This window comes from Salinivibrio socompensis S35, assembly GCF_000513715.1.
Lineage (GTDB): Bacteria > Pseudomonadota > Gammaproteobacteria > Enterobacterales > Vibrionaceae > Salinivibrio > Salinivibrio socompensis.
On sequence record NZ_AQOD01000009.1, the window covers coordinates 15,113 to 27,868 of the forward strand.

General features: G+C 50.5%; 6 protein-coding genes and 4 pseudogenes. 7 read left to right on the forward strand and 3 right to left on the reverse strand.

Features of this window, described 5'->3' with window-relative positions; all coding sequences use genetic code 11:
- Window positions 1-3 precede the first annotated feature (3 nt).
- Entirely contained in the window at window positions 4-1,323 is a 1,320-nt protein-coding gene (locus DZ54_RS17930; RefSeq protein ID WP_420804826.1) for a replication-associated recombination protein A, read from the forward strand.
- Window positions 1,324-1,396: 73 nt separating this feature from the next.
- Entirely contained in the window at window positions 1,397-2,683 is a 1,287-nt protein-coding gene (gene serS, locus DZ54_RS0101115; RefSeq protein WP_025672822.1) for a serine--tRNA ligase, read from the forward strand.
- Between the two features lie 100 nt (window positions 2,684-2,783).
- On the opposite strand, the gene DZ54_RS0101120 is transcribed toward serS, so the two are convergent.
- Window positions 2,784-3,602 (reverse strand): hypothetical protein, encoded by an 819-nt coding sequence (locus tag DZ54_RS0101120; protein ID WP_025672823.1) that lies wholly within the window; start codon window positions 3,600-3,602, stop codon window positions 2,784-2,786.
- Between the two features lie 224 nt (window positions 3,603-3,826).
- Window positions 3,827-5,864: pseudogene (gene metG, locus DZ54_RS17935) on the reverse strand (methionine--tRNA ligase).
- Between the two features lie 157 nt (window positions 5,865-6,021).
- Between metG and apbC the strand changes: the two are divergent.
- From apbC to DZ54_RS17945, 5 genes and pseudogenes are all read left to right on the forward strand, one after another.
- The gene (gene apbC, locus DZ54_RS0101130; protein ID WP_025672824.1) at window positions 6,022-7,134 is read left to right on the forward strand and encodes an iron-sulfur cluster carrier protein ApbC; all 1,113 of its coding nucleotides are present in this window, start codon (window positions 6,022-6,024) and stop codon (window positions 7,132-7,134) included.
- Window positions 7,135-7,275: 141 nt separating this feature from the next.
- Window positions 7,276-7,920 (forward strand): uridine kinase, encoded by a 645-nt coding sequence (udk, locus tag DZ54_RS0101135; RefSeq protein ID WP_025672825.1) that lies wholly within the window; start codon window positions 7,276-7,278, stop codon window positions 7,918-7,920.
- Window positions 7,921-8,102: 182 nt separating this feature from the next.
- Window positions 8,103-8,689 (forward strand): annotated as a pseudogene (gene dcd, locus DZ54_RS17940) (dCTP deaminase).
- A gap of 98 nt (window positions 8,690-8,787) precedes the next feature.
- On the forward strand, window positions 8,788-10,932 hold the full coding sequence (locus tag DZ54_RS0101145; RefSeq protein WP_051415810.1) for an AsmA family protein: 2,145 nt from the start codon (window positions 8,788-8,790) through the stop codon (window positions 10,930-10,932).
- 53 nt (window positions 10,933-10,985) lie between these two features.
- A pseudogene (locus tag DZ54_RS17945) lies at window positions 10,986-12,046 on the forward strand (metal-dependent hydrolase).
- A gap of 57 nt (window positions 12,047-12,103) precedes the next feature.
- Here the strand turns inward: DZ54_RS17945 and cobO are convergent.
- Window positions 12,104-12,693 (reverse strand): annotated as a pseudogene (cobO, locus tag DZ54_RS17950) (cob(I)yrinic acid a,c-diamide adenosyltransferase).
- Between the last annotated feature and the right edge of the window lie 63 nt (window positions 12,694-12,756).

A 12,756-nucleotide genomic window follows, 5' to 3' on the forward strand; every position in this document is an offset into this window, starting at 1 on the left:
TCCTTGCCTACCTTGCCCCTCGATTTTGCTGATGACTTTCGACCACTGGCCGCACGTATGCGGCCAGTGACGTTGGATCAGTATATTGGCCAGCGCCATCTACTTGCCGACGGTAAACCGCTTCGTCGTGCCATTGAGTCTGGTACGCTTCATTCCATGATTTTTTGGGGCCCACCAGGAACAGGCAAGACCACACTGGCCGATATTGCCGCGCGTCAAGCCAATGCTGAGCTTGAACAAATTTCCGCTGTTACGTCTGGGGTAAAAGAGATCCGAGACGCGATTGGGCGCGCAGAGCAAAATAAGCAAGCGGGTGTGCGCACCGTATTATTCGTCGATGAGGTACATCGGTTTAACAAAAGCCAGCAAGACGCTTTTCTGCCTCATGTCGAGTCGGGGACGGTTACCTTTATTGGCGCGACTACGGAAAACCCATCGTTTGAGCTTAACAATGCCTTGTTATCGCGTGCCCGTGTCTATCGACTGACAAGCCTTGATGATCGCGATCTAGAAGCCGTGATTGATCAAGCACTGGTCGATTCGCCACGCGGATTAGGTGAACAACCACTCACCTTTGATAAAGGCGTTAAAGCGGCCCTAACCGCGGCATGTAGCGGTGATGCACGCATGGCGTTGAACCTTCTAGAAATGCTGGCGGATATGGCAGATGGCCACGTCACTCTCGCGATGCTTAAAGACGTTGCCGGTGAAAAAGTGGCGCAATTCGATAAGCAAGGAGACGCTTGGTACGATTTGATTTCTGCGTTTCATAAATCTGTCCGTGGCTCGAGTCCCGATGGCGCCCTGTATTGGTACGCACGTATTGTGAGTTCGGGAGGCGATCCGCTTTATGTGGCTCGCCGCTTATTAGCGATCGCTTCGGAAGATATCGGCAACGCTGATCCGCGCGCCATGCAGGTGGCACTGAGTGCGTGGGATTGTTTTACTCGCGTGGGGCCAGCGGAAGGGGAGCGTGCGATTGCGCAAGCCGCCGTGTATTTAGCCAGCGCGCCCAAAAGCAACGCTGTCTATACCGCCTGGAAACAAGCGTTGCGAGACGCTAAAGACACCGCCAATGCCCCTGTCCCCATGCATCTTCGGAATGCGCCGACCGCATTGATGGAAGAAATGGGACATGGTGAAGGCTACCGGTATGCCCACGATGAGCCAACGCCTATGCGGCAGGAGAGCGCTATCTACCTCCCGATCTTGGGGATACACGCTATTATCAGCGTCAATCGTGGGCTAGAAATTAAAATCGACCGAAAAGACTCGACCTTTCTCCGTCAGAGCAGGATGCCAAAAAGCCCGCAAAAGCGCTAGGCAAGTTTACCCTTTTTGGGTAAGGTTTAACTTCGTCAATTAACAGTCATTAACCCGAAAGCACAGGATTAGCATGCTGGATTCCAAATTACTTCGAACTGAGCTGGAAGAAACCGCTCAACAACTCGCTCGTCGTGGCTTTACGCTTGATGTTGACGCTATGCGTGAACTTGAGGAACAACGTAAGTCGCTGCAAATTCGCACCGAACAACTGCAGGCAGAGCGTAATTCCCGATCGAAGTCCATTGGCCAGGCTAAAGCAAAGGGTGAAGACATTATGCCGTTGCTCGCAGAAGTCTCCAATCTGGGTGATGAGCTGGATGCGGCCAAAGTAGAACTTGCTGCGTTGCAGCAAAAAGTCAATGACCTGGTCATGGGCGTACCGAACTTACCAGCGGCAGAGGTGCCAAGCGGCAAAGATGAATCAGAGAACCAGGAGATCATGCGCTGGGGCGAACCGCGTCAGTTTGATTTTGAGGTCAAAGATCATGTCGATTTAGGTGAACTGTCAGGTGGCCTTGATTTCGCCAGTGCGGTAAAACTATCTGGCTCACGCTTTATCGTGATGAAAGGGCAGATGGCGCGTATGCATCGTGCGTTGACGCAGTTTATGCTTGATTTGCATACCAACGAGCATGGCTATACCGAAATGTATGTGCCGTATTTGGTTAATGCCGACAGCCTTTATGGCACCGGTCAATTGCCTAAGTTTGGCGAAGATCTATTCCACACCCAGCCGGCTACCGAAGAAGGTGTCGGCATGTCGTTGATCCCAACGGCGGAAGTGCCTTTGACCAACATGGTGCGTGATGAGATCATCGATGAAGCAGATCTCCCACTGTGTATGACTGCGCACACACCGTGTTTCCGCTCAGAAGCCGGTTCTTATGGACGTGATACCCGTGGGCTTATCCGCATGCATCAATTTGATAAAGTCGAACTGGTGAAAGTGGTGAAACCGGAAGATTCCATGGAAGCACTGGAATCACTGACCGCCGACGCAGAAAAAGTGTTGCAGCTACTTAATCTACCATATCGTAAAGTGCTGCTATGCACCGGTGATATGGGCTTTGGTGCGGCCAAGACCTATGATCTAGAAGTCTGGTTGCCAGCGCAGGACACTTATCGCGAGATTTCATCGTGCTCCAACACGTTAGACTTCCAAGCACGCCGTATGCAGGCGCGTTTCCGCCGTAAAGGTGAGAAAAAACCTGAGTTATTGCACACTCTGAATGGTTCAGGCTTAGCCGTGGGCCGTACGTTGGTGGCTATTTTAGAAAACTATCAGCAAGCAGACGGACGTATTGAGATCCCAGAGGTGTTGCGTCCTTATATGGGTGAACAAACTCATATTGGTTAATACGCACATGATAGCGATGAAGCCGGCACCGTTGCCGGCTTTTTTTATGCTTGAACGAGGATGGACGGTTGTCAGCGTTAGGCTTGCTAAGCTCTATCCGTTACGCGCTATTTCGCGGCTCATTCAAGGGCGATAAGGTATTAAAAATGTCGTCTTGAGGAGCAGGAAAGCGTGCCAATAGGTCGGCAAGAAAATTATCTAGCACGGTGAGCATCACGGCATTGACTTGCTGAGACAGCGCGAGACGACTGGCTAGTGGTGTCTCATCAGCTAACGGCTTCTCAGTCGCTAATGAGCGCTCAGCAGTGGTATCAAGTTGCGCGACGAGGTGAGCAATCTCTGAACTCAGCATTTCTCCGATATTGAGACGCTGAAGCTGACATAAGCGTTTGGCTAAAAGTTGCTGTTGCAGGCGTAATGACTGGCTCGCATTCGGTGTCGCCTTGTGAAGCTGGATACTGGCGTACGAAAACCGCTGACGTGCTTGTAATAACTCTAACACGGCATACCAGACTTGTTGATAATGCGACAAGCTGACTTCGTCATCGTGGGCAATGAGGACTGGCGGCACCGCTTCATCGACTAAATAAATAATATGTTGTAACGCGCGGTTTTTCATCCGTGCTTGTGTGACCTCATCGTACTGCGGTAGCGCATGTAAATGATGGAACAACAGTCGATACATCGGCTTTTGGGCCTGAGGCGCTAAGTGATGCAACTGGCGGGTTTGGCTCATTAACTGTTGATAGTCGCTGGGGTTAATACGTGTTTGGGTGACCAGATCACACGAATGCTGTAGCAGCGCACGTAACTCATGGAGGTGGTGTAACTGCCAGTCTGGGCGTTGGCGGTAAAGTCCCACGGCGACCACGACTGCGACCCCGAGCGCCAAGGCGCCTACCATCACTAACCATCCCATATGCCCTCCTTGCTTTAGCTATTCCCTTCAGAGACGTGCAGCATTAACTATGCCAAAAATGAGAAATGTGTCACATCCTATAGAGGGGCGCTTTAAAGGCATAAAACCCGATGAATACGCACTATGATTGAGCTTAAGTGCACATAGATGGTGCAACTGCGAAGAGAGTGGAAGAAAAAAAAGAGCCCTTTCGGGCTCTGCAGTATTAATAACTCAGCGCGGTGCTACATCACGCGCATGCCAGGCTGAGCCCCTTCATGCGGCTCTAAGATCCAGATCTCTTTGCCACCGGGACCGGCCGCGAGGATCATGCCTTCTGACATGCCAAACTTCATCTTACGAGGCTTTAAGTTAGCGACCATCACGGTATGTTTCCCCACTAAATCTTCAGGCTTGTAGGCCGATTTTATCCCAGAGAAGACCTGACGGGTTTCACCGCCAATATCTAACTTAAATTTCAGTAGTTTATCCGCTTTAGGCACGGCCTCACACTCAAGGATTTTAGCGACACGAAGATCGACTTTGGCAAAATCACCAAATTCAATTTCATCGGCAATCGGCTCATCCGCCAATGGCCCTTGAGCTTTAGCTTTTTCTGCTTGTTCAGCGGCAGCATCTTCTTTGCTCGCCGCGATCATAGCGTCTACCGCTTTCGGATCGATGCGGTTAAACAGCGCTTTGAACTTGCTAATGCGGTGGTCGGTCAGTGGAGTGGCAATGCTCTCCCACGTCAGGGTGTCATTCAAGAAACCTTCCGCACGCTCAGCCAGCTTAGGCATCACAGGCTTGAGGTAAGTCATCAACACCCGGAACAAGTTAATGCCCACAGAGCAAATGGCCTGAAGCTCAGCCTCTTTGCCTTCTTCTTTTGCGATAACCCATGGTGCTTTTTCGTCCACATATTGGTTGGCTTTGTCAGCTAAGCCAATAATTTCGCGGATGGCGCGATTAAACTCACGGGCTTCATAAAGCTCACCAATGTGTTCCGCTTTGTCGATGAAGGATTGATAAAGATCAGGTTCAGCACAGGTGTCAGAGAGCTGGCCGTCAAAACGTTTGGTGATAAAGCCAGCGTTGCGTGAGGCGAGGTTGACGACCTTATTGACCACGTCAGTGTTCACGCGCTGGATAAAATCATCCAAGCTCAAATCAAGATCATCAATGCGACTATTGAGTTTGGCAGCGTAGTAATAACGTAGACATTCAGGATCGAGATGTTTCAAATAGGTACTGGCTTTAATAAATGTCCCTTTAGATTTGGACATTTTCGCGCCATTGACTGTGACATAGCCATGTACGAAGACGTTATTCGGTTTACGGAAGCCCGCACCATCGAGCATCGCGGGCCAGAATAAGCTGTGGAAATAAACGATATCTTTGCCAATAAAGTGATACAACTCGGTATCACTGTTCGCTTTCCAGTATTCGTTAAAGTCGATATCACCGCGTTTGTCACAATAGTTTTTAAATGAGCCCATATAGCCAATGGGAGCATCAAGCCAAACGTAGAAAAACTTACCGGGCTGGTCGGGGATTTCAAAACCAAAGTACGGGGCATCGCGAGAAATGTCCCACTGCTGAAGGCCGGTTTCGAACCACTCGTTCATCTTGTTAGCGATTTCGCTTTGCAGCGAGCCAGATTTGATCCACTCGTTAAGCATCTGCTCGAACTGTGGCAAATCGAAGAAAAAGTGACTCAGAATCACGCATCACCGGGGTCGCACCGCTGACTGCCGAACGAGGATTGATTAATTCTGCAGGCGTGTAGGTTTCACCACAATTATCACAGTTATCGCCGTATTGATCGTCGGCGTGGCATTTGGGGCATTCGCCCTTCACAAAGCGATCCGGCAGGAACATTTCTTTCTCTGGATCAAACAACTGAGAGATAGTGCGGCTGGTAATATACCCTTTGTCACGTAGTTGGGTGTAAATGAACGACGCGAGTTCGCGGTTTTCCTCACTGTGGGTACTGTGATAATTATCAAAGCTGATATCAAAGCCATCAAAGTCTGCCTGGTGCTCTTGTTGCACACCGGCGATCATGGCTTCTGGCTCGACGCCCATTTGCTGCGCTTTTAGCATGATAGGGGTGCCGTGAGCATCGTCAGCACAGATAAAGTGGGTGGTGTTGCCGCGCAGGCGCTGATAGCGAACCCATACATCTGCCTGAATATGCTCGAGCATGTGGCCCAAATGAATCGAGCCGTTCGCATAAGGCAGCGCACAGGTCACCAGAATTTTCCGTGGGTTTGCAGCCATAATCTTGTTTATTCGCTCTTATGATATGAATGGAATGATTGCGGAAATCTTACCTGATACGATATGCCTTGCCTAGTGCAAGGCCATGTCCTCGCGCGTTTATCCGTTAAAGACGCATGCTAGGGGCTAATACACTTAATCAACGGGATGGTGCTGCATGTTTTTTGGGTCCAAAAAGAAGAAAACAAAAAAAGAAGACATACCCGCTTCGCTCGCAAACCTTGATGAGGCGATCGCTTTACTCAACCAATTCTCACACCCACAGCTGGTCGAGCAGTGGGCAAGTCAAACGGGTTGGGTGAGAGCAGCTGAACATGGCTTTCGCGTCACGTTTCCTTTTGCGGCCAATTCTATCGCCGAGGCGCTTAAAGACTGGCTCAGTGCACAGTCCGATACGTTGGCTAAGCAGTTTGACCTGACGCAACGGGTCGCGCCTTTAAAAGCGGGCGAAAAAACGCCTGTAAATGGGGTGAAAAATCTGATTGTTGTCAGTTCAGCGAAAGGGGGCGTAGGTAAATCGACCACTGCCGTGAACTTGGCGCTTGCGCTGCATGCGGAAGGTGCTGCGGTTGGCATTATCGATGCGGATGTTTATGGACCGTCTTTGCCTATCATGTTAGGTGCAAAAGACAGTGAGCCACAAACACACGATGGCAAACTCATGGAACCCGTGATGCGCCATGGTATCGCCTCAAACTCGATTGGTTATCTGGTGCCGGCAGATAACGCTACCGTCTGGCGAGGTCCTATGGCCTCCAAGGCGTTTGCACAGCTTATTAATGAAACACGTTGGCCTGATCTTGATTACTTAGTGGTGGATATGCCCCCAGGCACGGGAGATATTCAACTGAGCCTGGCGCAACAGTTTCCGGTCACAGGCGCGATTGTGGTGACAACGCCACAAGATTTGGCGCTGGCCGATGCGATTAAAGGGGTAGCCATGTTTGAAAAAGTCCAGGTGCCAGTGTTGGGCGTGGTAGAAAACATGAGTTATCACATTTGCTCGCAATGCGGCCACCATGAAGCTATTTTTGGGACCGGAGGCGCAGATAAGATGGCACAAGAGCAAGGGACGCCAGTGCTTGCACAGGTACCGCTTCATGTCGCGATTCGGGAAGATATTGACGCCGGCACGCCAAGCATGGTCGCGCGTCCTAACAGTGAGCATGCAGCGGTTTATCGGCAAATGGCAGCGAGCGTCGCCAGCCAGCTCTACTGGCAAGGTGAAATACGCCCTGAACAGATTAGCGTACAAACCGTGTCGCCCTGATTGCGCAGCCGGCCGCGATTCACCATCTAAAGCGGTCGGCGATACAGACAAGCGCGATTTTCTCTGGCGCCAGCGGCTTCAACTCCCTATAATCAGGCGGTTTATGTTGATTCCGCCACGCTTCCCCTGGGTATTCATATTATGAGTGACAACAACCACCACTGCGTTATTATCGGTATTGCAGGTGCCTCTGCTTCCGGTAAAAGCCTGATCGCCAGCACCATTTATAAGGAATTAAAGGAAAAAGTCGGTGATCATCAAATCGGCGTGATCACCGAAGATAGATATTATCGTGATCAGAGCCACCTCAGCATGGAAGAGCGCGTACAAACCAATTATGACCACCCGCAAGCACTGGATCATGATTTACTATGTGAGCATTTGGAAGGACTCGTAGCCGGCCAATCGGTGGATGTGCCAGTTTACAGCTACTCTGAGCATACGCGCATGGGCGAAACAACCACCATGACGCCAAAAAAAGTGATTATCTTAGAAGGGATCCTGCTGCTCACCGACCCTCGTCTTCGTAATCTGATTCATGCCAGCGTTTTTATGGACACCCCACTTGATATTTGCTTACTACGCCGCATGAAACGTGATGTTGCCGAGCGTGGTCGCACCATGGATTCGGTAATGGAACAGTATCAAAAGACGGTCCGCCCTATGTTTATGCAGTTTATTGAGCCGTCAAAGCAATATGCCGATATCATTGTCCCGCGCGGGGGTAAAAACCGCATTGCGATTGATGTTTTAAAAGCGCATATCGCGCGTTTACTGAAAGCGTGAGGTATGATAAGCATCATGCGATGTGTTCAATATGCCACGTGATGTGATTTATCAGTGTGTCGCGGGGCAACAGTTACGTCCTAATACATTTACGTCTTAATACATTGTGTGTTTAGGTGAAGATATCGAACGAGTGCGGTGTATCCAGCATCGCGCGATCAAATAACCGTGAGGAATGTCCGATGCGACTGTGCGACAGGCATATCAAAGAACACCTTGATGATGGCCGCATCAAAATTGAACCCCGCCCCGCTGCCGAGGCGATTTCGGGAGTTACTGCGGATGTGACCCTAGGGAATCAGTTCCGTGTTTTTAATGATCATGGGGCGGCTTACATTGATTTATCGGGGCCGAAAAAAGAAGTGAACGCGCAGCTTGAGCGTGTCATGAGCGATGAAATAGAAATCGCTGACGGTGACCCTTTTTATCTTCATCCTGGCCAACTGGCCTTAGCCGTGACGCATGAGGCGGTGACACTACCCGACAATATTGTTGGTTGGCTCGATGGCCGCTCATCGTTGGCGCGGCTTGGTTTGATGGTTCATGTCACCGCACACCGGATTGATCCCGGCTGGTCAGGTCGAATTGTACTAGAGTTTTATAACAACGGGCGTTTACCGCTAGCGCTACGTCCAGGCATGCCGATTGGCGCCTTGAGCTTTGAGCCTATGTCAGGATCAGCGGATAAGCCTATAATAAACGGGACAACGCCAAGTATAAAAATCAGCAAGGGGCGGTTGCCTCTCGCATTAGTCAAGATAAGGTTTAATGAGTGAAATGCGCCTGAGGGCGCATTTTTTTCTCACCAGGAACTCGACGGTTAAATCGTGGTCGATAACGCGTCTGACACACAAGGAGCATCTTGCAATGATAAAAAAAATCGCCCTTATTCTCGCAGCATTCGTCGTGGTGTTGATTGGCGCCATCGCGACTTTAATTGCCACGGTAAATCCTAATCAATTTAAACCATTGCTGGTCGAACAAGTCGCAGAGCAAACGGGCTATGAGGTCGTTATCGGTGGCGACATCGAGTGGCAGTTCTGGCCGAGTTTGGGCTTTTCCATTGCTGATGTGGCGATCAAAAACCGTCCAGAGTTTGATGAGCCGGATCTAATGCGTTTATCGCGGGCGCAGTTATCAGTCGACGTACTGCCGCTGATGTCTCAGACATTACAGGTCGGTGAGATCGTGTTGCAAGACCCCCATATTTTTATTCAGACGTTGGTTAATGGTGAATCCAACTTGACCCCGGCGCGACAGGGGCCTGTTCAAGCTGCGCCAGAGCAACAGTCCAGCTCAACGCCGACAAACTCAACCAGCGATGGACAAAGTAGCGCTTGGACCGTTTCTCTGCAAGGGTTACGAGTCACCAATGCCAGTGTGGTGATTAAAGATAATCAGGTCGATACTCAAACAGCGTTACGCGATGTCAATATTGAAGTCGGCAACTTGAAGACCGATGTGTGGACACCCTTCTCAATGTCTTTGCGCGGAGAGCAAAATGAAGCGACCTTTGAAGCACAAGGTCAGGGTGAATTGAAATTGGCTGCTGATCCGATACTCAGCGAATTGCGTGAACTCGCGCTTACTGTCTCGGCACAGCAAGGTGATAGTGTTCTCAACGAGGCAAATATTACCTTAGACCGCTTTGCGCTTGGTCAAGCAGCGGCACTAGGTTTTAACGTTAATGCTCAGATGTCAGAGGTAAAGATTGAAACCTCTGGGAAAGCGCAAGTCACTGTGTCTGAGATGCAAGACAAAGTAACGGCGCAAGGACTAGATATGCTCACGCAGCTATCGGGTGAGGCATTACCCGGCGAGTCGCTGACCCAAGAGCTGGCGGCAGATATCGTCTTTGATGCCAAACAGCAAACGCTAGATATCACCGAGATGACAAGCCGTCTCAATACTGATCAGGTGGTGATAGACGGTAAAATGGCCATCAAGCTGGCAGACATCCCGCAAATTCGTTTTGCACTCAATACTAACCGTATTGATCTCAATACCTTGTTGCCGGCAAACAAGGCAGCGCCTCGTCAATCCGCAAACGAAAGTCAGTCTGAATCCAATGATGAACCCAGCTCAAGTGCGCAAACTGCGTCACTTAGCCAAGAAGAGCCTGATCTGAGTGTGTTGAAGACGCTGGATATTGCTGGCTCACTGGCGATGAAAGGGCTTACCGTGGGTAACATTACCCTAGGACAAACACGCGCGACGGTTGCTATTGACCGTGGCAAGGTCGACGTGTCCGAGCTAACCACGCAAGCCTATGAGGGCAAGGTGGTTGTACAAGGAATGTTAGATGCCACGCAAACTCCTGCACGCTACCAACTAAGCAAACAAGCTCGCGACATTGCTATCCTGCCTTTACTCGAAGACGCGGCACAGGTTGATCTGCTCGAGGGCAAAGGCAATGTGGATATAAACCTTCAAGGTCAAGGTTTATCACCTTATGCACTTCGTCAGGCGATTCAGGGCAGTGCCGCGATTTTCTTTGAGGATGGCGCGATCAACGGCATTAACTTGGCACAAATGCTGAGAGAAGCCAAAGCGACGTTGAGAGGAGAAACGGCCAACAAAGCGACCAATGACGTGCGTAAAACCGACTTTAGCGCACTGACTGCGAGCTTTACTCTTGGTAATGGGATGGCACGCACCAACGATTTGCTATTAGAAGCCCCTGCACTGCGGGTGCGTAGTGAAGGGCAGACTGACCTGCTAAAAGAGACCCTCGATTTTGATGTGTTCACGTCTGTGGTGGAAACCAGTAAAGGCCAAGGCGGCAAAGATATTGATGAACTGCGTGATGTGACCATCCCAGTGACGGTGGCAGGCACTTGGCAGGCGCCCAGTTATCAGTTAGATATCAAGCAGCTACTCAGCAGCAACAAGGTCTTGGAAGAAAAAGCACGTAAAGAGGCACAACGTGGGATTAAAAAGCTACTGGGTGATAAAGCCGATGATGACAAGGTAAAAGAAGCAACGAATAAACTACTGAATTTATTCCAGTGATCGGTTTGCAGCACTTTACGCTACTAGATTAAAAACCTTGTTAAGGATGAGTAATGGATTCTGTTACCCAGGCGGCACTGGGCGCGGCAGTTGCTGGATTAGTCTCAGGCAAGCGCTGTTCTCCGAAAGTGCTTTTGGCTGGAGCCGCATTAGGCACCTTGCCTGACTTAGATGTACTGATTGATTACGGCGATCCGGTCGCGAATACGGTGAATCATCGTGGGTTCAGCCACTCATTATTTGTGCTGCCTTGGCTTGGGGCAGTCATTGCTTGGTGCTGGTGGCGATGGCGTCGTCAATGGCCACTATGGCAAGTGATGACACTGGTGATCTCGGTGCTCGTGACACACCCACTGTTAGACGCCATGACGGTCTATGGTACCAAACTGTTCTGGCCGTTAGAGGTACCTTCTGTGGCGGTCGCCAGCCTGTTTATTATTGACCCTTTGTACACGGTGCCCTTGCTGGCGAGTGTGGCGGTTGCGTTAATATGGCGACATCGCGGAGCAAAAGCCTGTGGTATTGGCTTGCTGTTTGCTATGGCCTACTTGGTAAGTTCTGTCTATCAGCTTGAAAAGATAGAGCACGCGTTGCGAGCCAAACCCAAGGGACCGACTTAGCAGGAAAGCCGTATATTATTATGCCCACCCCGTTTAACACCGTGCTGTGGCGAGTTGTTGTTGTCGGGGAAACGCAGTATTGGGAAGGGCTGGCTTCACGGCTAGATAAAGATAAGCAGATAGACTGGGTTACGCAGCCTCGGGGTCAGTGGCCATTAGCAGATTCAGAGACGTTAGCCGACCTCCGCGCGTTTTCGCGCGACTTCATACGGTTTGAGAGCCGAAACGGCCAGCAGATAGTGACAGATTTGCGTTTTGGCGTGGCGAACTATCAGCCTTTTCAATTTCTGCTCGCGGAACAAAATGCAGAAGGGCAGTGTCAGCCAGTGACACCGAAACAGCTTGAACCAGGGCCGCTGCGAGACAGCGCGCTACCCTCTCTGTGGCAGCGCTTGCTCGGAGACCAATCGATTGATGCGCGCCTGTGTCGCCAGCCTTGTCAGGGTAACCTCGTCGATAGCACGCAGTCGATATCGTTAAACGCGATACCCTGAGAAAAGCGGCTCTTAAGTTAACGTCAGCCACTTCTTTCTTTGTTTTTACTCGGTGGCTTACCAGTCAATGCCTTGGCGCGCTTTCACTCCAGCGTCGAAGGCATGCTTAACGTTCCTGACTTCCGAGACGGTATCCGCCATCTCAACTAAGCGGCGGTGTGCACCGCGCCCGGTGATTATCACTGATTGTTCGCTAGGAGCTGTCGCAGGGCATCGATGACCTCATCGAGAGCGATATAGTTGTAGGTGATCATGTAAGTGATCTCATCCAGTACCACTAAATCGTAACGGTCATCCGCGAGCATGGACTGACACGCTGCCCATATTTGCTGAGCGGCTTGGGTATCTGCGGTTTTGTCCTGCGTATCCCAGGTAAAACCGGTACTCATCACGTGAAAGTCGACACCATGTTGGTTCAGTAAATCCCGTTCTCCACAAGCCCACGTGCCCTTGATGTATTGAGCTACCCCGCATTTTAGCCCATGGCCGGCGGCGCGCGCCACGGTGCCAAATGCGGACGTTGATTTACCTTTGCCATTGCCCGTGATGACCAAGAGTAGCCCTTTTTCTTGTTGGGCAGCGTCAATTCGGGCATCGACTTTTTCTTTCAGTTTTTGCTGACGCTGCTTGTGTCCTTGTTCTGACATACGATTTCTAACCCCAAATAAACGTTACACCATAGTAAAGGGACGTCATGCTTCATGCTACCC